At 71.8% G+C, this 21,877-nt stretch carries 22 protein-coding genes; 15 read left to right on the top strand and 7 right to left on the bottom strand.

Features of this window, described 5'->3' with window-relative positions; genetic code table 11:
- The first annotated feature begins 7 nt into the window (after nucleotides 1–7).
- The 6 genes from ACFYTT_RS06035 to ACFYTT_RS06010 all read left to right on the top strand — a co-directional run bounded on the left by ACFYTT_RS06035 (nucleotide 8) and on the right by ACFYTT_RS06010 (nucleotide 5,908).
- The gene (locus ACFYTT_RS06035; protein WP_387257931.1) at nucleotides 8–946 is read left to right on the top strand and encodes a thioesterase family protein; all 939 of its coding nucleotides are present in this window, start codon (nucleotides 8–10) and stop codon (nucleotides 944–946) included.
- Nucleotides 943–1,674, top strand: coding sequence for a 2-hydroxychromene-2-carboxylate isomerase (locus tag ACFYTT_RS06030; protein WP_387257930.1), 732 nt, complete (start codon nucleotides 943–945; stop codon nucleotides 1,672–1,674). The genes ACFYTT_RS06035 and ACFYTT_RS06030 overlap by 4 nt, the downstream gene beginning before the upstream one ends.
- Nucleotides 1,671–2,405, top strand: a complete 735-nt coding sequence (locus tag ACFYTT_RS06025; protein ID WP_131053905.1) for a class II aldolase/adducin family protein — start codon at nucleotides 1,671–1,673, stop codon at nucleotides 2,403–2,405. Before ACFYTT_RS06030 ends, ACFYTT_RS06025 begins: the two co-directional genes overlap by 4 nt.
- A 15-nt stretch (nucleotides 2,406–2,420) precedes the next feature.
- Complete coding sequence (locus ACFYTT_RS06020; RefSeq protein WP_387257929.1) at nucleotides 2,421–3,977, top strand: AMP-binding protein; 1,557 nt, start codon at nucleotides 2,421–2,423, stop codon at nucleotides 3,975–3,977.
- A gap of 5 nt (nucleotides 3,978–3,982) precedes the next feature.
- Nucleotides 3,983–5,254 (top strand): cytochrome P450, encoded by a 1,272-nt coding sequence (locus ACFYTT_RS06015; protein WP_236145792.1) that lies wholly within the window; start codon nucleotides 3,983–3,985, stop codon nucleotides 5,252–5,254.
- A gap of 147 nt (nucleotides 5,255–5,401) precedes the next feature.
- Nucleotides 5,402–5,908 carry a hypothetical protein gene (locus ACFYTT_RS06010; protein WP_131053908.1) on the top strand — a complete coding sequence of 169 codons (507 nt, stop codon included), beginning with the start codon at nucleotides 5,402–5,404 and terminating at the stop codon, nucleotides 5,906–5,908.
- A gap of 82 nt (nucleotides 5,909–5,990) precedes the next feature.
- Here the strand turns inward: ACFYTT_RS06010 and ACFYTT_RS06005 are convergent, their stop codons facing one another.
- The 3 genes from ACFYTT_RS06005 to ACFYTT_RS05995 all read right to left on the bottom strand — a co-directional run bounded on the left by ACFYTT_RS06005 (nucleotide 5,991) and on the right by ACFYTT_RS05995 (nucleotide 7,478).
- Nucleotides 5,991–6,614: an STAS domain-containing protein gene (locus ACFYTT_RS06005; protein WP_387257928.1), complete on the bottom strand. Its 624-nt coding sequence runs from the start codon at nucleotides 6,612–6,614 to the stop codon at nucleotides 5,991–5,993.
- A gap of 85 nt (nucleotides 6,615–6,699) precedes the next feature.
- Complete coding sequence (locus ACFYTT_RS06000) at nucleotides 6,700–6,969, bottom strand: GlsB/YeaQ/YmgE family stress response membrane protein (protein ID WP_131053910.1); 270 nt, start codon at nucleotides 6,967–6,969, stop codon at nucleotides 6,700–6,702.
- Nucleotides 6,970–7,013: 44 nt separating this feature from the next.
- Entirely contained in the window at nucleotides 7,014–7,478 is a 465-nt protein-coding gene (locus ACFYTT_RS05995; protein WP_387257927.1) for an STAS domain-containing protein, read from the bottom strand.
- Between the two features lie 153 nt (nucleotides 7,479–7,631).
- Here ACFYTT_RS05995 and ACFYTT_RS05990 point away from each other — a divergent pair, with 153 nt between their 5' ends.
- From ACFYTT_RS05990 to htpG, 5 genes are all read left to right on the top strand, one after another.
- Nucleotides 7,632–8,315 carry a response regulator transcription factor gene (locus ACFYTT_RS05990; RefSeq protein ID WP_131053473.1) on the top strand — a complete coding sequence of 228 codons (684 nt, stop codon included), beginning with the start codon at nucleotides 7,632–7,634 and terminating at the stop codon, nucleotides 8,313–8,315.
- Nucleotides 8,312–9,670, top strand: a complete 1,359-nt coding sequence (locus tag ACFYTT_RS05985; protein ID WP_176094236.1) for a cell wall metabolism sensor histidine kinase WalK — start codon at nucleotides 8,312–8,314, stop codon at nucleotides 9,668–9,670. The genes ACFYTT_RS05990 and ACFYTT_RS05985 overlap by 4 nt, the downstream gene beginning before the upstream one ends.
- Nucleotides 9,667–10,242, top strand: coding sequence for a GerMN domain-containing protein (locus ACFYTT_RS05980; protein WP_387257926.1), 576 nt, complete (start codon nucleotides 9,667–9,669; stop codon nucleotides 10,240–10,242). Before ACFYTT_RS05985 ends, ACFYTT_RS05980 begins: the two co-directional genes overlap by 4 nt.
- Nucleotides 10,243–10,366: 124 nt before the next feature.
- Nucleotides 10,367–10,633, top strand: coding sequence for a GlsB/YeaQ/YmgE family stress response membrane protein (locus ACFYTT_RS05975; RefSeq protein WP_131053483.1), 267 nt, complete (start codon nucleotides 10,367–10,369; stop codon nucleotides 10,631–10,633).
- Between the two features lie 149 nt (nucleotides 10,634–10,782).
- Nucleotides 10,783–12,699, top strand: a complete 1,917-nt coding sequence (gene htpG, locus ACFYTT_RS05970) for a molecular chaperone HtpG (protein WP_387257925.1) — start codon at nucleotides 10,783–10,785, stop codon at nucleotides 12,697–12,699.
- A gap of 119 nt (nucleotides 12,700–12,818) precedes the next feature.
- On the opposite strand, the gene ACFYTT_RS05965 is transcribed toward htpG, so the two are convergent.
- Nucleotides 12,819–13,811: a MerR family transcriptional regulator gene (locus ACFYTT_RS05965; RefSeq protein ID WP_387257924.1), complete on the bottom strand. Its 993-nt coding sequence runs from the start codon at nucleotides 13,809–13,811 to the stop codon at nucleotides 12,819–12,821.
- A 138-nt stretch (nucleotides 13,812–13,949) separates the two neighbouring features.
- Here ACFYTT_RS05965 and ACFYTT_RS05960 point away from each other — a divergent pair, with 138 nt between their 5' ends.
- Nucleotides 13,950–14,903, top strand: coding sequence for a diacylglycerol/lipid kinase family protein (locus tag ACFYTT_RS05960; protein ID WP_387257923.1), 954 nt, complete (start codon nucleotides 13,950–13,952; stop codon nucleotides 14,901–14,903).
- Here the strand turns inward: ACFYTT_RS05960 and ACFYTT_RS05955 are convergent.
- The 3 genes from ACFYTT_RS05955 to ACFYTT_RS05945 all read right to left on the bottom strand — a co-directional run bounded on the left by ACFYTT_RS05955 (nucleotide 14,836) and on the right by ACFYTT_RS05945 (nucleotide 16,982).
- The gene (locus ACFYTT_RS05955) at nucleotides 14,836–16,047 is read right to left on the bottom strand and encodes an MFS transporter (RefSeq protein WP_387257974.1); all 1,212 of its coding nucleotides are present in this window, start codon (nucleotides 16,045–16,047) and stop codon (nucleotides 14,836–14,838) included. The genes ACFYTT_RS05960 and ACFYTT_RS05955 overlap by 68 nt on opposite strands.
- Before the next feature lie 78 nt (nucleotides 16,048–16,125).
- Nucleotides 16,126–16,605, bottom strand: a complete 480-nt coding sequence (locus tag ACFYTT_RS05950; RefSeq protein ID WP_387257922.1) for a hypothetical protein — start codon at nucleotides 16,603–16,605, stop codon at nucleotides 16,126–16,128.
- Nucleotides 16,606–16,667: 62 nt separating this feature from the next.
- Nucleotides 16,668–16,982, bottom strand: a complete 315-nt coding sequence (locus ACFYTT_RS05945; protein ID WP_387257921.1) for a hypothetical protein — start codon at nucleotides 16,980–16,982, stop codon at nucleotides 16,668–16,670.
- Between the two features lie 312 nt (nucleotides 16,983–17,294).
- Here ACFYTT_RS05945 and ACFYTT_RS05940 point away from each other — a divergent pair, with 312 nt between their 5' ends.
- The 3 genes from ACFYTT_RS05940 (at nucleotide 17,295) to ACFYTT_RS05930 (ending at nucleotide 21,776) form a co-directional block, all read left to right on the top strand.
- Nucleotides 17,295–18,044: a DUF3224 domain-containing protein gene (locus ACFYTT_RS05940; RefSeq protein ID WP_387257920.1), complete on the top strand. Its 750-nt coding sequence runs from the start codon at nucleotides 17,295–17,297 to the stop codon at nucleotides 18,042–18,044.
- A 313-nt stretch (nucleotides 18,045–18,357) separates the two neighbouring features.
- Nucleotides 18,358–21,120: a M14 family metallopeptidase gene (locus ACFYTT_RS05935; protein WP_387257919.1), complete on the top strand. Its 2,763-nt coding sequence runs from the start codon at nucleotides 18,358–18,360 to the stop codon at nucleotides 21,118–21,120.
- A 23-nt stretch (nucleotides 21,121–21,143) separates the two neighbouring features.
- The gene (locus ACFYTT_RS05930; protein ID WP_387257918.1) at nucleotides 21,144–21,776 is read left to right on the top strand and encodes a hypothetical protein; all 633 of its coding nucleotides are present in this window, start codon (nucleotides 21,144–21,146) and stop codon (nucleotides 21,774–21,776) included.
- Nucleotides 21,777–21,877 lie beyond the last annotated feature (101 nt).

The following is a 21,877-nucleotide window of genomic DNA, read 5'->3' as shown; positions in this document are numbered from 1 at the left end:
AGCCACCATGACCAGTGCGCCCACCGCCCCGCTGACCGTCCTGGTCGGGCGGCCCCGGTACGAGGGGGCCAACATCCGCACCTGGATCGGTTTCAAGCACTTCATCTATCTGGTCGAGGAGGCGGTGCTGCAGTGGCTGCGGGACCGTGGTCCCGGTGCCCGCGACCTCTTCCACGAGCACGGCCTGGGCGTCGAGATCGTCGACTGCTCGGTGCAGTTGCCGGCCGTGCTGGAGGTCGACGACGAGGCGCGGGTGGAGGTCACCGGCGAGTCCGCCGATCGGCTGACGGTGCGGATGACGGTGGTCCGCGACGGGCGCGAGCAGGTGGTGCTGCGCGGCAAGGTCCGGGTGGCGCTGGTCGTCGAACCCGCCGCCACCGCCTCCGCGCCCGCCCCCGCGTACCTGGCGGACCTGGTGGTGCCGACCCTGGGTGCCGCCGCCACGGTGAGCCGACCCGACCACCGGCCGATCCGCCCCGGCGAGACGGTCGCCGACGTGCTCACCCCGGTCGGGTCCCGGTCGTTCCTGTGGACCTGGCGGGCGCCCTACTTCTACTGCCACTTCTCCGACCGGGTGCAGCACTCCGGCTACGTGCGGGCGCTGGAGGAGGTGGTGGACCGGTTCCTGGCCGCCCGAGGCATCTCGGTGGGCCGACTGGTCCGCGAACGCTCCTGGATCCCGGTGGTGTCCCGGGCCCGGATCCGGATGGTCGAGGCGGCCCGGATGGAGGAGGACGTGCACACCGTCCTGACCGTCACCGACGTGCTGCGCGGGGTCATGTTCGACGCGCGGATGGACTGCTACGTCCGGCGCGGCGAGCGGCTGGTGCACACCGCGACCGCGAACATCCTGCACGGGTACGCGATCAGCGCCGGCCCGAACGCCGGCGAGCTGGCCGAGTTCGACGACGAGGTGCTCCGCGCGCTGGCCGGCGGTGTGGCATGAAGAAGCGGCCCCGGCTCTACTTCTCCTTCCGCAGCCCGTACAGCTGGCTGGCGGTGCACCGGCTGCGTGCCGAGGTGCCGGACCTGTTCGCCCAGGTCGACTGGTTCCCGTACTGGGACCCGGACGAGAAGACGAACGCGGCACTGGCCGAGCGGGGCGCCGAGATGCACTACGTGCAGATGAGCCGGGCCAAGCACCGTTACCTGCTGGTGGACACCAAGCGGCTGGCCCAGCGCGCCGGACTGCCGATGGCCTGGCCGATCGACGTGGACCCGTGGTGGGACCTGCCGCACCTGGCCTGGCTGCTGGCCCGCCGGGCCGGTCGGGCGGTGCCGTTCTACGACGCGCTGGTGGCGGCCCGCTGGGAGCGCGGCGAGGACATCTGCACCCCGGAGGTCGTCGCCCGGGCCGCCGTCGAGGCGGGGATCGACCCGGTGGCCGCACAGAACGCCCCGCAGGACGAGACGCTGCGCGCGGAGGGGGTCGACTGCCTGGCCGCCGCGTACGACGACGACATCTTCGGCATCCCGTACCTGCGCGTCGGTCGGCACCGCTTCTGGGGCCTGGACCGGGTGGACCACTTCCTGGCCGAATGGCGACCGGAGAACACGCCCACGCCGGAGGCGAGTCCCGCCGTTCCGACGGCGGTGCGCGATGGAGCCGCCGTTCCGGCGGCGGTGCTCGACGGTGCCGCCTTCGACACCGACACCGCGGGAGGCTGCGGATGACCGGGCGCACGCCGGCCGAGGAACGCCTGCGTCGGCAGCGGCAACTGGCGGCGACCTGCCGGCTCTTCGCCCGCTACGGGTTCGACGAGGGTGCCGGGGGCCACGTCACGGCCCGCGACCCGGAGGACCCGGACCGGTTCTGGATCAACCCGTTCGGGATGCACTTCGGACACGTACGCGTCAGCGACCTGCTGCTGGTGGACGCGGGCGGTGAGGTGCTGGAGGGCACCGGACGGATCAACCCGGCCGGGTACGTCATCCACTCGCACGTGCACGCCGCCCGTCCCGACGTGGTCGCCGCCGCGCACACCCACTCCACCCACGGGCGGGCCTGGTCGGCGCTGGGCCGTCCGCTGGACCCGATCACCCAGGACGCCTGCGCCTTCTACCAGGACCACACCGTGTTCGCCGACTACACCGGCGTGGTGCTCGCCGACGAGGAGGGCAAGCGGATCGCCGACGCACTCGGCGACACCAAGGCGGTGGTGCTGCGCAACCACGGGCTGCTCACCGTCGGCGGTTCGGTGGCGGAGGCGGCCTGGTGGTTCATCGCCATGGACCGCAGCGCCCAGGTGCAGTTGCTGGCCGAGGCGGCGGGGCAGCCGATCCTGATCGGCCCGGACGAGGCCGCCGAGACCCGGCGCGTCATCGGCACCCCGGGGATCGCCCGGCTGAACTTCCGGCCGTTGTACGCCGACATCGTGCGGGCCCAGCCGGACCTGCTGGACTGAGCCGGAGGGAACGGGATGGCCGTACTGCTGAGGGACCTGACCGGGGCCACCGGTGCACCGGCACTGACCGACGCCGACGGTGAGCTGGACTGGACCGAGCTGGACGCGCGGGTCAACCGGTGGATCCGGTTGCTGCGCGCCGAGGGGCTGCGGGTCGGCGACACCATGGCGGTGGTCTGCGGCAACCGGCGGGAGACGTTCGAGGCACTGCTGGCCGCCCTGCACGCCGGGGTGACGGTGGTGCCGGTCAACTGGCACCTGACCGCGCCGGAGATCGCGTACCTGCTGGCGGACTCGGAGAGCCGACTGGTGCTGACCGAGCCCGCCTACGCGCCCGTGGTCGACCAGGCGGTGCGGACCGCAGCGGTGCGGGTCCGGCAGCTCGTGACGGGGGAGAGCGACGTCGGCGACGGGGTCGCGGTCGAACCGCGGCTGGCGGGTCTCGCCGCCGACGAACCGCCGGATCAGGTCTGCGGCTCCACCATGCTCTACACCTCGGGCACCACGGGTGCGCCCAAGGGGGTCCGCAACGGCCTGTTCCGCGCCGGGGCGCCGTTCGGGCGGGTGGAACGGCTGTTGGCGTACGCCGGGCACGCCCTGCACGTGCCGGCGCGCGGCGCGGTGCTGTTGGTCGGTCCCTGGTACCACTCCGCGCAGCTGTTCTTCGCGCTGCTGCCGTTGCTGCGCGGCAGCCGCCTGGTGCTGCACGAGCGCTTCGACCCGCAGGCGTTCCTGGCCACGGTGGCCGCGCACCGGATCACCGCCTGCCACCTGGTGCCGACCCAGTTCGTCCGGCTGCTGCGGCTGGACGACGCGGTCCGGGCCGACGCCGACGTGCGCAGCCTGCGGGTGGTGTGGCACGGCGGCGGGCCGTGTCCGGTCGAGGTGAAACGACAGATGATCGAGTGGTGGGGGCCGGTGGTGGTCGAGTACTACGCGGCGACCGAGGCGGGTGTGGTCACGCTCATCGGTGCCGAGGAGTGGCTGCGTCGGCCGGGAAGTGTCGGTCGGCCGGTGCCTCCCAACGAGGTGGTCATCCTCGACCCGGACGGGGTGGCGCTGCCGCCCGGCCGCCCGGGGCGGGTCTTCGTCCGCCGGGCCGGGGGAAAGACGTTCGAGTACCACAACGCCCCGGAGAAGACCCGCGACGCGCATCTGGGTCCCGGCGTCTTCACCTACGGCGAGACCGGTCACCTGGACGAGGAGGGTTACCTCTATCTGACCGGACGCGCCCGCGACCTGATCATCTCCGGTGGGGTGAACATCTACCCGGCCGAGGTGCAGGCGGTCCTCCAGGAACACCCGGCGGTCCGGGACGCGGCGGTGACCGGGGAACCCGACGACGAGTACGGCGAGCGGGTGGTGGCCGTCGTCGAACTCGATCCGCACCGGCTCGACCCGGCCGCCGCCCCGCAGGTGCTGGAGGCGTTCTGCCGCCGTTCGCTGGCCGGGTTCAAGGTGCCCCGCCGGTGGCGGTTCGTCGCCGAACTGCCGCGCGACGGCACCGGCAAGCTCCGCCACGACGTGCTGCGTGAACTGCTGCGTCCGCAGACCACGGCGGGACGCTCGTGAGCCCGGTGGCGCAGCGTCCGGACGTGGCGCACCCGGCCACGTACGGCGTCGAGGTGCCGCACACCGAGTTCGCCCGGATGCGCCGCGAGGAGCCGGTGTCCTGGGTGTCCGAGCCGGCACTGTGGCGGCGGGGCGGCGGCGGCCGGATGCTCAGTCAGGGGTCGGGCTTCTGGGCGGCCACCAGTCACGAGGCGGTGGTCGCCGCGTCCCGGCAGCCGGAGCTCTTCTCCTCCGGCCGCAAGGGCGCGTTCCTGCCCGATCCGCGTACCCCCGCCGACCTGGAGCAGGCCCGTCAGCTCCTGGTCAACATGGACGCGCCGCAGCACTCGCGGATCCGGCGGCTGGTCACCTCGGTGTTCACCCCACGGGCGGTGCGCGCCCTGCACGACAGCGTCGCCGCCCACGCCCACGACCTGGTGCGCCGCGCGGTCGCCGCGGACGAGTGCGACGTGGTCGCCGACCTCGCCGCCGAACTGCCCCTGCTGGTCCTCGCCGACCTGCTCGGCCTGCCGCGCGAGGACCGGCACCTGCTCTACCGGTGGAGCAACAACCTGGTCGGCTTCGACGACCCGGAGTACGGCGGCGGTGACGTGGAGGCGTACCGCACCACCTTCGTCGAGGCGTTCCAGTACGCCCTCACGGTGGCCGGTGAACGGCGTCGGTCGCCCCGGGACGACCTGATGACCCTGCTGGCGACCAGCGAGGTGGACGGCCGACGCCTGACCGACCGCGAGTTCTGTAGCTTCTGGCTGTTGCTCGTGGTGGCGGGCAACGAGACGACCCGACACCTCATCTCCGGTGGCGTGTCGGCACTGCTGGCCGCGCCGGCCCAGCGGGACCGGCTGGCGCGGGACCCGTCGCTGTTACCGTCGGCGACGGAGGAGTTGTTGCGGTGGGTGACACCGATCATGCAGTTCCGACGTACCGCCACTGAGGACACCGAGTTGTGTGGCCGGGCCGTCGCCGAGGGCGACAAGGTCGTGCTCTGGTACGTCTCGGCCAACCGCGACGGTGCCGTCTTCGACGACCCGGACGTGCTGCGTCTGGACCGCAATCCCAACCCGCACCTGTCGTTCGGCATGGGGCCGCACTTCTGCCTGGGCGCCCATCTGGCGCGGCTGGAGGCGCAGGCGATGCTGCGGGAACTGGTGCCGCACCTGGGGCGTTTCGAGCTGACCGGACCGGCCGTACGGCTGGAAAGCAACTTCGTGAACGGGCTCAAGTCATTGCCCGGACGCTTCATTCCGGACGGCTCCGTCGGACCGGACGGAGTGTGAAGCAGTTGTTAACCACCGACGGTGATATCGTCATATGCCGGGTCGCTTCTGTGAGTAGCCCGTTCAATCCGCTAATCTGGTGTGAAGCGTTCAACCACCACACCGCCGGAGTGTGCAGTGTGATGTGACGAACAGCGGAGGGTGGCGATGAGTGACTACACAATCACGATCCGGTCCGAGGGTGCCGACACGGAAACCGTTATCTGTGTCGACATCGACGATTCCACGCCGCGCGTGGTCGAACTCGTGATGCGTGCCGGCAGTGGCATCTCGGCGCCGACGCTTCCCTCCTTCGACCTGAATCTCCTCCTGCGCGCGTTGTTCCCGGCCGGCGGCACGCCGGTGACTCCGGCCTCCGTCGTCGAGTCACCCACCGAGGTCCCCGCCGCCGAGCAGTCGTTCACCCCGGCCACCGGCAACCGGTCCGTGCGCTCCGGCGCCAACCGCTCCGGCTCCGGCACGACGCGACGCCGGACCGAGGCGGCGGTGCCGAAGGGGCGGGTCTACCGGCGCATGCCGGAGGACGTCGTCGAGGTCTTCAACCGCACCGGCACGGTCACCGCGGTGGCCGAGCACTACGGCGTGCCCCGGCACACCGCGCAGGGCTGGATCGGCCGGCTGCGCCGCCGGGGCGGGTTCTCCGCCGCCTCCTGACACACGTCCGCCCGGTGGCCGCCAGCCGGCCACCGGGTACGGCGCTCCGCGCGTACGTCGACCGGTGTGTCGGGGTGGGGGATCAGACCGTGACGTGACCGGCGGGACGGCGTTCCGCCACCACCGGCACCGCCATCTCGGCGTCGATGTCCGCCGTCGTCAGCGCGGCCTGCCGCAACTGCGCCACGGCCTCGTCGAGGCTCTCGAAGATCGGGAAGACCCCGTCGAGCTTCATGGTGTGCAGCACCGTGCGGATGAACCGCGACGGCGCGGCCAGGCACAGCCGCCCGTCCCGCTCCCGGACCTCCCGGTGGGCCCGCACCAGCAGGCCGAGTCCGGCGGAGTCGATGAGCTGCACGCCGTCCAGGTTCACCACGATCGTGCCGTGCACGTCGACCGCCTGCCGCAACGCGACGCGCAGCGCGGTCTCGGGCCCCGTCACGGCCTCGCCGACCACGGGCGCCTCGTCGGCACCGCCGAGACCGATCGGCGTACGGTCGGCGCGCGGGGGCGGGCCGGCCGGCAGTGCGCTGCACCGGGGGCAGCGGTGCGGGCCGGTGGCGAACGGGGAACCGCTCCAGCCGTGGTCCGACACCAGAGTCCAGACCACCTCCGCGTCGGGCAGCACACACGCCGTGCCGGTGGTGGTGTCGCCGCAGACGTCGCAGATCAGTGTCATCAGGTTGTCGTCCGGTACGACGGTCATTCTGCATCCTCTCCGGTGCCGCAGCTGTGCGGCCGGGACACGGACTCGGGGCGTCGGTGCGGTACGCCGTCGCCGTACGGACTTGTCAGAGTGAGTCGGAACGTTCCTTGCCGGCGGTGGCGACCACGATCACCACACCGACCGCGGCGAGACCGGCCTGCGCGACCAGCCCCAACAGGCTGAATCCTCGGAGGCCGGCGAGCCAGGCACTGATCGCGCCGAGCAACGCGATGACCGCGCCGATGGTCATCGTGAGCCACAGCGGCACGGCGGGACGGCCGGGGACGACGAGCCGGCCCACGGCACCGACGGCGAGACCGACGACTAGGGCCGCGGCGATCCCGGCGATGGTCATGCTGCTCCTCGTTCTCGCGATGTCGGTGCGTCGGCGGCGGTGGGTCAGGTGCGTACGGTCACGGCCGCCCGGCCGTGCGCGGCCGGCTGCGGCGTGACCTCCGGTGACGCGGGCCGCCGGGGCGGCACCACACCGGGTGCGGCCGGTGTGGTGCCGGGCGGTGTCGCGGCGTCGCCGGACGGCTCGGGCGCGGTCCCGGCCGCGCCGTGCACCGGCAGGATCTGGTCCAGCCGGGCGGTCTGCAGGATGCGGGTGATGCGGGGGTTAGGGTTGCGCACCGCCAGTACCCCGCCGAGGCGCACCATCCGTCGGTGCACGTCGAGCAGCAGGCCGATGGCCGCCGCGTCGATGTGCCGGCAGCCGGCCAGGTCGATCACGACCTCCTGGGGCCGGAGGGCCAGCAACTGGTCGAAGACCGCTCCGGTCTCCGGAAGGCAGGCCAGGTCGAACTCGGTGATGGACACCTCGACCAGCGGCACCGCGCATTCGGGGCGTCGTGGCGTGGTCACGTCGAGGGCCCCCTTCCTGGTAACCCGAGGTCGGTTCTCACCCTGCCCAGCGGGCTTGGCGGGCAGAGCGCGGACGTATGACAGTTGCGTGACAAAAGCCCCGCAGGTCGGTGGTGGTTGGCCGCCCGGCCAGGGCTTGGGGATGATGCCGGTATGACAGCGGTACTGGTGATCGAGGACGACGACCGGATCCGGTTGGCGTTGCTGCTCGCCCTGGAGGACGAGGGCTACGAGGCCCGGGGCGCGGCCACCGCCGAGGAGGGCCTGCGGACGCAGCGCCGGGACCCGGCCGACTACGTCCTGGTCGACCTGATGCTGCCCGGCATCGACGGCTTCGAGGGCATCCGTCAGCTCCGCCGCGACGACGACGTGCCGATCGTGGTGGTCAGCGCCCGCGACGACACCCACGACATCGTCGCCGCGTTGGAGGCCGGTGCCGACGACTACGTGGTCAAGCCGGTGGCGATCAAGGAGCTGACCGCCCGGCTGCGCGCCCTGCGCCGTCGGGCCCGCACGGTGACCCCGGTGGAGGCGCCGGTGCCGGTGCTCGCCTTCGGCGAGTTGGAGGTCAGCCCGGAGGCGGGGGAGGTGCGCCGGTCCGGTACCCCGGTCGCGGTCACCCGCACCGAGTTCCGGCTGCTCTGCGAACTGGCCGAACACGCCGGGCGGGTGCTCTCCCGCCAGCAGTTGCTCAGCCGGGTGTGGGGCTACGACACCGGCGACGAACGGCTCGTCGACGTGCACGTGGGTCGGCTCCGCCAGAAGATCGAGCGCGATCCGGCCAACCCCCGGCACCTGGTGACGTTGCGCGGGCTCGGCTACAAGCTGCAGAGATGAGACCACGTCTCGGTCTGCGTGCCCGGGTCACCGCCGCGTTCGCCGTCGGTGCGCTGTCGCTGTCCGCCTCGATGGCCCTGGTGTCGTACGAGCTGACCCGCCGGACCCTGCTCGACGAGCGGGAACGCACCGTGCTGCGGGTGGCGTACTACGACGCGGAGGTGGTCCGGGCGGGCCTGGCCACCGACGAGCCGGACGTGGCGGAGGCGCTGCGCGCGCTGGACACCGGCACCAGCCGGCGGGCGGTGCTGTACTTCAACGGCGAGTGGTACGGCCGGCGGGCCGACACCGGCACCACCCCCGCCATCCCGCAACGGTTGCAGGACCTGGTGATGGCCGGCGAGCCGGCCGTGCAGCGGGTCCGCGTCGCCGATCAGCCGGTGGTGCTGGTCGGTGTGCCGTTGTCGGACTCGGCGGCGTTCTACGAGATCGTCTCGCTTCGGGAGCTGGACCAGACGTTCCAGGTGCTCGCGCTGGCGCTCACCGCCGTCGCGATCGTGGTGGCCGGCTCCGGGGCGGCGATCGGGTGGTACGCCACCCGGCACGGGCTGCGCCCACTCACCGCCGTCGCCGACGCCGCCGAACGGATCGCGGCGGGCGACTTCACCACCCGGCTCGCGCCGGACACCGACCCTGACCTGACCCGGCTCTCCACCTCGTTCAACCGGATGGTGGACGAGTTGGCCCGCCGCATCGACCGGGACCGGCGTTTCGCCGCCGACGTCAGCCACGAACTGCGGTCGCCGTTGCAGACCCTCGCGGCGGCCGCCAGCGTGCTGAGCAAGCGGCGCGAGAACCAGGACGAGCGGACCACCACGGCGGCCCGGCTGGTGGCCGACGAGATCGCCCGCTTCCAGCAGCTCGTCAACGACCTGCTGGACCTAGCCCGCAGCGACCAGCCGACGCACCGGGAACAGGTCGACGTCGGCGCGCTGGCCAGGCAGGCCTGCCGGGACCGGGACCTGCCCGAGTCCATGGTGCACCTCGATCCGGACACCCCGCCGACGTGGCAGGTGGACCGGCGGCGCGTCGCGCAGGTGTTCACCAACCTCCTCGACAACGCCGAGCGGTACGGCGCCGGCCCGGTGGCGGTGCGGTTGTCCCGCGACGGTGCCACCGGCGTGGTGGAGGTCGACGACGAGGGACCGGGGGTGCCGATGGAGGATCGAAAGGCGATCTTCGACCGCTTCGTCCGCGGTCGGGCGGCCAACTTCCGGGGCGGCGGCGACGGCACCGGCCTCGGGCTCGCGCTGGTGGCCCAGCACGCCGCCGCGCATGGCGGTGACGCCACGGTCAGCGACCGTCCCGAGGGCGGCGCCCGGTTCCGGATCACACTGCCGGGCAGCCTCGGATGAGGCGTACCGCCGGGCGGATCTCGGCCGCCCTCCTGCTGACCCTGGTCGCCGGGTGCGGGGTGCCCGCCGAGGACCATCCCCGGACGGTGACGCCGCCGCCGGGCCCGTTCCCGTACACCGCGACCGCCGCCCCCACGGCGGCGGAGACCGGGGCCCTCACCGAGCTGCTCTACTTCTCGCGCGACGACCGGCTGGTGCCGGTGACCCGTCGCGCCGACCAGGCGCCCACCCCCGACGAGCAGCTCCGGGACCTGCTGGCCGGGCCGACGCCGGGGGAGCGGGACGACGGCGTCGGCAGCGCGCTGCCCGGGGCGCTGAGCACCGCCGTGGTGCAACTCGTCGACGGGCAGGCCCGGGTGACGGTGACCCCGGCCGGCGCCGACACCGGCCGCAGCGACGAACTCCTCGCGTACGGGCAGATCGTCAGTACCCTGAGCGCCCGCCCCGACGTGTCGGCGGTGATCTTCCTGGACGGCGACGGCACCCCGCTGCGGGTGCCCCGCGCGGACGGCTCGCTCTCGGCGGATCCCCTCACCTCCGCCGACTACGCGGTGCTCGTCAGCCCTCGATGACAGGAGTTCCACAGCCTCGTGACGGTTGCGTGACAAACACCGCAGACGGCGGGCGGCGGCGTTTGGCCACTACGGCGGGAGGGGCACCACGTCGTCACACCAAAAGCGCGAAGGGACGGCTCTCGTGGAAATCACCGGCTTCTTCATGGCCATCATCATCGGTCTCGTCATCGGCGCGCTCGGCCGGCTCGTGGTGCCGGGCCGGCAGCGGATCCCCATCCTGTTGACGATTCTGATCGGTATCGTGGCCGCGATCCTCGGCACGCTGGTGGCCGGACTGCTGGGCGTGGACGACACCGCCGGCATCGACTGGATCGAGCTGTTCATCCAGGTGGCCTTCGCCGCGGTCGGCGTGTCGATCGTGGCCGGGGTGTACAGCCGCCGACGCTGATCATCCTCCGCTCGTCGGCCCGTCCCGGGGTGTTCCCGGGGCGGGCCGACGGCGTTCGGCGGTTCGGGTGACCACCGGACGCACGTACGTCATGACGGCTCGTATCCTTTGTGCGACCCGTCATGCGTACGACCGAGAGAGGACACGGCGTGAACGACCGGACCGAGACCTTGGAGTTTCAGGCCGAGGCGCGTCAACTGCTCCAGTTGATGGTCCACTCGATCTACTCGAACAAGGACGTGTTCCTGCGCGAGTTGATCTCCAACGCCTCGGACGCGCTGGACAAACTGCGCCTGGCGTCGATGGTCGACAAGGACCTCGACGTCGACACCAGTGACCTGCACATCGCCCTCGACGTCGATCGGGACGCCCGCACCCTCACCGTCCGCGACAACGGCATCGGCATGACCCGCGACGAGGTCGTCTCCGTCATCGGGACGATCGCCAAGTCCGGCACCGCCGAGCTGCTGCGCCAGATGCGGGAGAGCAAGGACGCCGGGGCGTCGCAGGACCTGATCGGCCAGTTCGGCGTCGGCTTCTACGCCGCCTTCATGGTCGCCGAGAAGGTCGAGCTGGTCACCCGGCGGGCCGGCGAGAGCGGCGGCACCCGGTGGGAGTCCGACGGCGGTGGCACGTACACCGTCGCGGCGCTCGACGACGCGCCCCAGGGCACCGCGGTGACGCTGCACCTCAAGCCCGTCGACACCGAGGACAACCTGCACGACTACACCGCCGAGTGGACCATCCGCGAGATCGTCAAGCGATACTCCGACTTCATCGCCCACCCGATCCGGACGACCGTCGAGCGGCCCGGGGCGGACGACGCCCCCGCCACCACCGAGACCGTCACGCTCAACTCGATGAAGGCGCTGTGGGCCCGCCCGCGTAACGAGGTCGAGCCGGCCGAGTACCACGAGTTCTACAAGCACGTCGGCCACGACTGGGCGGATCCCCTCGAGACCATCCACATGCGGGGCGAGGGCACCTTCGAGTACGACGCGCTGCTGTTCATCCCGTCGCACGCGCCGCTGGACCTCTTCGCCGCGCAGGGCCGTCGGGGCGTCCAGCTCTATGTCAAGCGCGTCTTCATCATGGACGACTGCGACGCGCTCATGCCCAACTACCTGCGCTTCGTCAAGGGCGTGGTGGACGCGCACGACCTGAGCCTGAACATCTCCCGGGAGATCCTCCAGCAGGACCGCCAGATCCGCGCGGTGCGCCGTCGCCTGGTCAAGAAGGTGCTCTCCACCGTCAAGGACCTCAAGACCGGGCAGCCCGAGCGGTACCGCACCTTCTGGACGGAGTTCGGCGCCGCGGTCAAGGAGGGGCTGGTCGACGACACCGACAACCGGGACACCCTGCTGGAGATCCTCTCGGTCGCGTCCACCAACGACCCGCAGGAGCAGACCGACCTGGCCGGCTACGTGAGCCGGATGAAGGACGGCCAGACCGACATCTACTACGCCACCGGCGAGCACCGGGCCACCATCGAGAACTCCCCGCACATGGAGGCGTTCCGGGCCAAGGGCTACGAGGTCCTGCTGCTCACCGACCCGGTCGACGAGGTCTGGGTGGAGAGGGTCGGCAGCTACGACGGTAGGACGCTGCGTTCGGTCGCCAAGGGCCAGGTCGACCTGGACACCGAGGAGGAGCGCACCGAGGCCGAGGCCGAGCGGGAGCGGCAGCGCACCGAGTACGCCGCACTGCTCGACTGGATGGGCGGGGTGCTGACCGAGTCGGTGAAGGAGGTCCGTCTCTCCTCGCGGCTGACCACCTCACCGGCCTGCGTGGTCGGCGACGCCCAGGACCTCACGCCGACGCTGGAGAAGATGTACCGGGCGATGGGCCACGAGGTGCCGAAGGTCAAGCGCATCCTGGAACTGAACCCGGGCCACCCGCTCGTCTCCGGCCTTCGCAAGGCTCACGAGCAGGGCGACGCCGAGACGTCCCTGGCCGAGACCGCCGAGCTGCTGTACGGCACCGCCCTGCTCGCCGAGGGCGGCGACCTGGCGGACCCGTCCCGGTTCGCCCGGATCCTCGCCGACCGCCTCGCCCGCACGCTGTAGGTCGGACACGGAACGCGGGCCGCGCCACTCCGGGCGCGTGCCCGCGTTCCCGTCCGTCAGGTCCCGGTCCGTGCGGTGTCGCGCCGCGTGCGGTCGCGAGCGAGATCGTGGCGGGTGGCTCAGCGAGCCGACGGGACGGACGCGCGCAGCGCCTCGGCCAGCCACTCGTACGGGAACTGCTCCGGCGGTACGTCGTTCACGGCATTGACCAGCGCCATGTACCGGTCCAGTGGTCCCTCCGGGTCCGGCGGCGTGCGGTCCCACTCCGCGCCGGCCAGCATGTGGTCGGCCGTCTGGAGGCGGAACTCGGGCGTGTCCGGCATCCCCGGGCTGTCCGGTGTCGCGAAGATGCCGGTCAGCCACCCCATCCACCGGTCGGCGATCTCCCTGCCCTGCGGTGAGTCCGGCGGCACCCCGTCCCGCGCCGCGTCGATCGCCGCCTGGCCGATCGGCGTGGCCGCCTCCAGGCTGTCCAACATCGGCGACGAGGCCATCAGCGGCCCGGCCCCGGTGGTGCACGCCTCGTGCAGCTCACGACGTACGGACTGCCGCACCTCCGGGTCGCGGACCATCTCGGCCAGCGCGATCCATGCCTCCAACTGGGCCGCGGTGGGCTGCTCGGGCAGCTCCGGCCGGGCCGCGCGCCACCACGCGACCATCCGCTCCGGCGGCTCCCAGCCGGTGGAGACCTCGGTCCAGAACTCGTCGATCAGCCGGTCGCGCTCCTCGTCCGACATGCCGGCGAGTTTGTGCATCAACGTGACCTGCTCGGCCGTGGAGTCCTGCCGCAGGATGGTCGACAGCACCGCGCGACGGCTCCGCAGCCGTGCCTCCTGCCGTGCCAGCAGGGCCAGGTGGGTGGCGGCCACCTCGCGCAGCGTCGCCTCGCCGACCAGCACGCGTCGGATCTCGTCCAGGCCGGCGCCGAGTTCCCGCAGGGTGCGGACCAGTTCCAGCCGGGCGATCGCCGACACGTCGTACAGGCGGTGGCCGGCGGGAGTGCTGGCGGACGGCGTGACGACACCGGCGTCCGCGTAGTAGCGGACGGCGCTGACACTCAGGCCGGTACGTCGGGCGACATCCCCGATGGCGTAAAGCTCGTTCAGGTCCACGACACCCACTATGCGATCTCAAGCGGCTTGAGACGCAAGTCCGTGCACCACGTGCGGCGGCCCGGCACCGGGACGGGACACGACGGCGGAGAGTCGGGCCAGGCGTGGATTCTCGGGCGGCGGGGTATTGCGCCGGCCATGAGCGCGAGTGTGGTGGTGGACCCGGACCGGCCGCCGGCGCCCGACCTGGCGGTCGGCACGGTGGCGGTGGTGGCGCATCGGAAGAAGACGCTGGGCGGCGGCCTCGACGAGTTGCGCGCCGCGCTGGTCGGCGCGGGAGTGCGGGACCTGCTCTGGTATGAGGTGCCCAAGAGCCGCAAGGCCCCGAAGAAGGTCCGCAAGGCCCTCGACGAGGGTGCCGAGCTGGTCTTCGTCTGGGGCGGCGACGGTATGGTGCAGCGCTGCGCCGATTCCCTCGCCGGCACGCAGACCCCGATGGCCATCGTGCCGGCCGGCACCGCCAATCTCTTCGCCGGCAATCTCGGCATCCCGGAGGACCTGCCGGAGGCGGTACGGATCGGCCTGCACGGTCGACGCTGCCGCCTCGACCTGGGACGGCTCAACGGGGAACACTTCGCGGTGATGGCCGGCGCCGGGTTCGACGGTGACCTGATCCGGGAGGCGGACCGGGATATGAAGGGTCGCCTCGGCCGGCTCGCGTACGTGTGGACGGGCCTGCGTCACGTCCGTGGGGAACTGACCCGGACCCGGATCACCGTCGACGGGGACCTGTGGTTCGAGGGGGACGCGAGCTGCGTGCTGTTCGGCAACGTCGGCACCATCACCGGTGGCATACCCGCCTTCGACGACGCCCGCCCCGACAGCGGCTCGTTGGAGATCGGTGTCTCCACCGCCGGTGGTGCCGTGGACTGGGCGCGCACGCTCGGCAAGATGGCCACCGGCCGGTCCGAGGACTCGAAGTTCGTCCGGATCACCCGGGGTCGCAAGGTCAGGGTCCGCTTCGCCGAGCCGAAGACGTACGAGATGGACGGTGGCGCCCGGTCGCGGACGAAGCGTCTCAAGGTCAGGGCCGTACCCGCCGCACTGACCGTCTGCTGCCCCGACGAGGAGCCGGAGGCCGCGCCACAGTGAGGTGGCGCCGGTGCCACACCCCGGCGGCGGCGACGAGGCAGACGGTGGCGGCGAGAACGAGCGGTGGCCGACCGCCCAGCAGGACGGCGGCGGAGCCGAGCGGGATCGCCGCCGCGATCGGTCCGAACATGATCGTGTTGGCGGTCGCGGCGGCTCGGCCCAGCAGCTCGTCGGGGCTGTGCGTCTGCACGGCGGTGACGGCGGCGACGACAGCCCACGGCAGGCCGGCACCGGCCACCACCGAGGCGGCGACCACCGCCGGCCACCAGGGCAGGCACCGGCCCAGGCAACTCACCGCGAACACTGCCGTGCCGAGGGCGGCCACGGTGGTCGGTCCGAACCGGGCGATAAGCCGACCGGCGACCAACCCGCCGGCGACCGAGCCGAGGCCCTGCGCGCTGAGCAGCACCCCGAGGAACGTCGCGGGCAGGCCCAACTCGTCGGTGACGACGGCGTACCCGGCGGCGGTGGTGAACCCGGACGCGGCGATCGCCACGCCCGCGAGGATCACCGGCAGCCGCGTCAGCGGTGACGCCCACACGACGGCGAGGCCCGCACGGACACCGGTGGGCCGGGACGCGACGGTCCGTGCCGGGTGCCGCAGTCGGAGCAGTGCGTACAGGGCGGCGGCCAGGGCGGGCAGCGCGGCGGCGAGCAACGCGACGAGGTGACCGCCCTGCCACGCGTACAGTCCGGCGCCGGCCAGCGGAGCGACGAGTTTGACACCCTCCTGGGCGCTGGACCGCCAACCGTTGACGTGGCCGAGTTCGTCCGGTGACAGCGCGGCGGGGAGCAGGGCGCTCTCGCTGGCGTCGATCAGCACGTACGCGACGCCGTACACCGTGGAGACACCGAACAGGAGCCACACCTGACCGGGTCCGCGGACGGCCAGCAGGGTCGGCAGGACGGCGGCCAGGGTCAGGTTGACCCCGATGACGAGCGGCCGTCGGGGCAGCCGGTCGACCAGGGCACCGCACCAGGGGCCGGCGAGGGTGGGGGCGTACACGCAGAGCCCGGCGAGGGCGGCGAGGCTACTGGACCGGGTCAGGTCGAGGATCCAGATGCCGGAGACCAGGGCCATGGCGCTGCCGCCGCACCCGGAGAGCACAGAGATCGTCACGAACAGGATCGCGTTGCGCCGCACATGCCGCTCCAGGGTTGAGTCGAGGTGACTCACAGCCTCAACCCTTGAGTTGGCCAGAGGCAATATCGCGGAGTCGCGTCAACGATGTGTTGACAGCGCGGCGTCGAGGTGCCGGGCGATGGTGCGTACCGGGCTCGGCAGCCGGTGGCCGGCGCGGTGCAGATCGGCGGCGACGTGCCCGGCGAGGTCGTACAGCGCGCCGGGTGCGGCCTCCAGCGCCAGTGCCGTGGTGTGTCGGGTCAGTGCGGCCCCGGGGAAACGGCCGTCCCAGCGGCGATCCGTCGCAATCCAGCGCTGCAACCCGCCGAGCAGGGCGCGGAGCGCGGTTACCTCGTGCGGCCAGTGCCGGTCGGACTCGGCTCGCCGCGCCCGGCGGCGGGCGAGCAGTCGCTGGCGACGCTGCTCGGCGGCCTGCCGGCTGCCGAGTCCGAGCGCCTCGGCGATCTGCTGCCAGGCCGCGCCGGCCTGCCGGGCGCGGTCGATGAGATCCAGCTCCGCCTCGTCGAGCCGGTCGCGGGCCGCCGGGATGCCGGCGAGGTCACCGAGCGGATCCAGCATGTGTCAACGCTACCTTGACAGTGCTGCGGCGGATCGCTGGCGAGGACGGGCCGACCCGCTGCTCAGGCGGCGGCGGAATCGCGGCGCGCGCGTTCCGCAGCCCGGCTCGGCAGTGCCGCCTGCGTCGTCCATCCGCGCTGTCGCGCCGGTGCCGTCTGCCCCGTGCCGCCCTGCGCCAGGACGAGTGCGCGTTGGGCCTGCTGCCACGGCGCACACGGCCACTCCTGGCCGGCGCAGAGCAGGTGCGCGCAGTCGCCGTCCTCGGCCGGTGCGTGCGCGTCGGCGACGTGTAGGGCGAGTCGCCACAGCAGCGGATCTGTGACGGTTTCGGGGCGCTCGTGGGTTGTATCTGGCCGGTCGGTGGTGTATTCGGACACGCGTTGTCCCCCCTCGTTGTCGAGCTCTCCGTTCCTGTTCTCCACTCTGTGCCCAGGTCAAACGCCTGCCCGCAGGTCGGCGGTTGAGGCGAGCGTGGCAGATTCCCGCCACGGGATTATTGACAGTGGTTGCTTGTTGCGTGAAAGTTGTGCGCAATCGTTAACCCTCCACATCCGAGGTGTGACGCTGCGCAATCGGTGACGCGGGCGGCGTCCACTCCGGACGCTCCGTGCTGCCCGCCGCCGGCGAGCCGAGGCGCGGGGCGACGCCCACCCATCACCTCCGCGCGCCGAGAAGGGGCCACGAGCCTCATGTCCGAGTTCCGTACCCGTTCCCCGTGGCGACGCCGGATCGCCGTCTCCTCCGTGTTGGCAGCTGGCGCGGCAGTGCTGCTGGTCAGCCCCGCCGCCGCCATCGTTCCGCAGGCTGCCACCCCGACCGCCAGGACCGCCACCACGATCGACTCGGGCATGTCGGCGGTGCCGCCCGCGTTGCAGTCGCGCTTTGCCGGAGCCGGCGCCACACCCGATCGGTCGGACACCACGCCGTCGACATCGGCGCGTGCTGCGGCCAGCGACCGCATCGTCCGACCGCTGCCCACCGTCTCGCCGGGCACACCCGGTGTGTACAAGGTGGTGACCGGTGACATGTATCCGCGCCACTTCGCCTTCGAGCAGGCCGCAAGCACACCAGCCGGCCATTCGGTGTGGCAGGTCCGGTACGGCATGCAGTACCTGGGCGGACTCGTGGGTGAGACCGAGGACGTCGAGTTCCAGATCCTGGAACCGGCGGGCTACGGCACCATCGACAGTGCCGGCGGCTTCGCGGGCACCCTGGACGGCCTGGAGGGCGGGTTCCTCTTCAAGTCCCACGGCAAGCAGAGCGCCGACGGCACCTTCACGATGCAGTTCGACATCACGCCGGGCACCGGCTACGGCAAGCTCACCGGGGTGACCGGCAGCTTCACGGTGGTGGCGACCCGCGACCACTGCGGACCGAGCGACACCCCGGAGACGTGCGACACGTTGGTCTCGTACAGCCTCGGCTACCGCCTTCCGTAACCCGCGAGCCGCGCACGGCGCCGCGTTCGACCCCCGCCACGACGCTGGGTCGGACGCGGCGTCCGTGCTCAGCCCGGGTGCCGCACGCTGGCTGTCCATGCTTCGGGACGATTGACAGATGACCTTCGTCAGGTGAGAGTGGTCCGCAACCTGATCACTCCTACCTCTCGACGTGTGACACTGCGTAATCGGTGATGCGGGCGGTGTCCATGTCGGACGCACCTGGCCGTGGCTGTCGCGGGAGCTGAGGCAGCCGGGACGAGGTGCGAACCCCCACACCCCCACCGCACGCCGAGAAGGGGCCACGAGCCTCATGTCGGAACTCCGTACCCGTTCCCGGTGGCGACGCCGGATACCCTTCTCCGCCGCGTTGGCCGCCGGCACGGCCGTGCTGCTGCTGGTCAGTCCGGCCTCGGCCGTGGTGCCGCAGACCGCCGCGCCGGGCGCCGACACCCCCGCCGACCTCGGCCGACTGGCCGACGAGCAGACCAGCGTGATCGAGGTGGTGGTGGCCGACACCACCGAACTGGACGCGCTGGTGGCCACCGGCGTCGACCTCGACCACCACGTCCACCACACCGCCGACGGCATCGTGGTGCACGCCGTGGTGACCGGCAACGAGGTCGCCACGCTGACCCGAGCCGGTTTCACCTTCGGCAAGGTGCTGCACACCGAAGAGGACGCGCAGGACCGGATCGCCGAGCGGGAGGCGACCATCGCCGCCCACCTGGCCGACAACCGGGAGTTCTCCGGAGCTGCCGTCGCCGCGCGGTCCGCCGCCTCGGATGTCAAGATCATTCGCGCCGACTACTACACTTCGGGCGACACCCAGGTGCTGTCGGTGGAGGCGAAGTGGGCACAGGGACAGACCGCCGCCACCGCGTTGACCGTCGAGCGGGACAGCGGGCCGGGCACCGAGTTCGGCTCCGGCGGCACGCAGAACATCACCCGGTTCGTCGACGCCGGGGTGTACCTCTACCACCGGGGTGCGGCGCAGGTGACCAGCCGCCCGGACTACGTACGGATCACCAGCCCGACCGGTGACGTGGCGGTCGCCAAGGTGCACGAGTGGTTGCCCATCCCGGACACCGACCCGGAGGGGCCCGGCTACCAGAAGGACTTCGTCACCAGCTACCTGACTCCCACCGAGCTCTACGACCGGGTCAAGGCGATGTCCGCGCAGTACCCGGAGATCTCCGAGATCGTCGAGTTGCCGCACAAGACCAACGGCTACCGGCGCAAGGCACAGGCCGTGCTCGGCACCGTCAACGCCAGCCGCGTCGGAGTCGACTCGCTTGCCTGGGGACACCAGGGCGGCAACGACATCACCGTGGAGCTGGCCAACCCCGGCACCGCGAGCGCGTCTTTGACGGTGACCGTCACCGGCAACCAGGTCCGCGTCGGCCTCGCCACGGACGCCGCCGGCACGGTCACCAGCACCGCCGCCGAGGTGGCCGCCGCGCTCAACGCCCAGGCGGGCACGCTGGTCAGCGCGTACACGTATCGCGGCAACGCGGGCACGGGCGTGGTGGCGCCGGCCGCGCCGACCGCGCTCTCCGACGGCCTGTCCGCGCCGACGACGGTCTCCCGCGACCCCCACACGGTGTACGCCATCCGCATCGGCAAGCACCGCGACGGCTCCAAGATGGGTGTGCTCGCCTACGCGCAGGAACACGCGCGGGAGTGGGTGCCCCCGCTGGTGACCATCGAGACCGCCGAGCGCCTGCTGCGCAACTACGCGCACGACGCGAACACCCGCGAGCTGGTCGACAACCTCGACATCTGGATCGCGCCGTCGATCAACCCGGACGGCGGGCACTACTCGTTCTACGACTTCAACTCGCAGCGCAAGAACATGACCAACCACTGCACGCCGGAGACCTCCGGGGACTTCCTCGGCCGGACGTCCTGGGGTGTGGACAACAACCGCAACTACACCGAGTACAGCCTCTTCGACGGCTACTCGGGCGCGTCGACGAGCTGCACCAGCGGCACGTACGCCGGGCCCGACGAGCTGTCCGAGCCGGAGAGCCGCAACGTCGACTGGCTGGCCTCCCGACCGAACGTCAAGTTCTCGATGAACCTGCACTCCTCGGGCAACTACTTCATGTGGTCGCCCGGCTCGTACGCCACCCCGGGCCGGGTCTCCGCCCCGCGGCCGACCCTGGCCGAGGAGTCGCTGTTCTGGGGCGCGTCGTCGCGGATCCTGACCGCCATCAAGCGGCACCGCAACCTGGCGGTCACCCCGGCCCGCACCGGCCCGATCGCCGACGTGCTCTACTCGGCGGCCGGCAACTCCGGTGACATGCTCTGGTACAAGTACGGCATCTACGCCTGGAACTTCGAGGTCGGCACCTCCTTCCAGCCGACCTGGACCTCGGCCCGCGAGGAGACGATGGAGTTCTCCAACGGCCTGGTCGAGATGCTGCGGGTCGCCCGTGACCTGGACACCGACGAGTCGGCGCCGACCAGCTCCGTCGAGGTGGCCACCAGTGCCACCGAGGGCTCGGTCGACGTCACGTTCTCCACCAGCGAACCGGCGGCGGTGTTCTACACCCTCGACGGCAGCCGGCCCACGTTCGAGTCCACGCTCTACGGCTCGGGGGGCATCCGGGAGGGCGGCGAGACGCTGACCGTTCCGGTCGGCACCACCGTGCACTGGTTCTCGGTGGACGCGGCGGGCAACGTGGAGCGCGGCTACCAGCCCGACGGTCAGGACGACAACTACAACCGCAAGCGGCTGACCGATCCGAACGCCGCACCCGAGGTGCCGGTGACGGTCACCGTGCAGGCGCGGTGTGTGGCCGGGAAGGCGTACGTGGCGGTGCAGGCGCGTAACGACCACGACGCTGCGGTGGACGTGGTGTTGGAGAGTGCGTACGGGCAGCGGTCGGTGTCCGCTGTGGCGCCGGGTGCGAGCGCGTTCCAGCAGTTCACCACCCGTGCCGCATCGGTGCCGTCCGGCAGCGCGACGGTCCGGGCCACCGGCACGGTCGACGGTGAGAGCGTCACCACCGTCGTCACCGCCGACCACGCTGCGGTCAACTGTGCCGCCGACCCTCGCCAAGCCCAGTGACCGCGAACGACACGGAGATGCAGATGAGAACGGACAATCGCAGGCGGCTGTTGGCGGCGGGTGCTGCCGGGGCCCTGCTGGTCGGGTCGGTGATGGCGGCTGCGCCCGCCTCGGCCGATCCGGGTGACACCGGTGACGTGACGGTCACGGTGGAGATCGAGGAGATCGTGGAGCCGGGTGTGCTGGCGATGTCGATCGCGGGTGACTCGGTGGCGTTGACCGAGGACGGGTCGACGTTGCTGGTGCGGCAGTTCGTGGGTGGTCTGCCGACGGTGACGGTGACCGACACCCGGACCGCCGACGAGGTGCCCTCGGGTGCGGCGTGGGCGGTGCTCGGTAGCGCCACCGACTTCACCGGAGCCGACGGTCAGGAGCCGATCGGTGCCGGGCACCTGGGCTGGAAGCCGCGCCTGGTCGACGGTGGCGACACCGGTCTGGTCAGCGAGGGCGAGGAGGTCGTCACCGTGTTGGACGAGCCGACGCAGCCCGGCAACAACGTGGGTCTGGTCGACCAGGAGCTGCTGGTCTCCACGTTCGACTCGGGTGCGGTCGCCGGTGGGGCGTACTCGGTCGACGCCGACCTGTTCCTGCGCACCCCGGCCGACGTGGCCGCCGGTGCGTACACCTCGACGCTGACCCTGTCCCTGTTCGAGTAGGACCGGCCGGATGGGGGGCCGCCGCACGGTGGCCCCCCATCCGGAACGCGGCCGTGACCTGGCCGAAGGGTGACCCCTGCGGCGTCGGGGGAGCGGCAGGC

The sequence above is a fragment of the Micromonospora sp. NPDC003816 genome (assembly GCF_042874705.1).
GTDB lineage: Bacteria > Actinomycetota > Actinomycetes > Mycobacteriales > Micromonosporaceae > Micromonospora.
The sequence above is the reverse complement of the archived record's forward strand: the minus strand, read 5'-3'. Positions and strand labels throughout refer to the sequence as shown.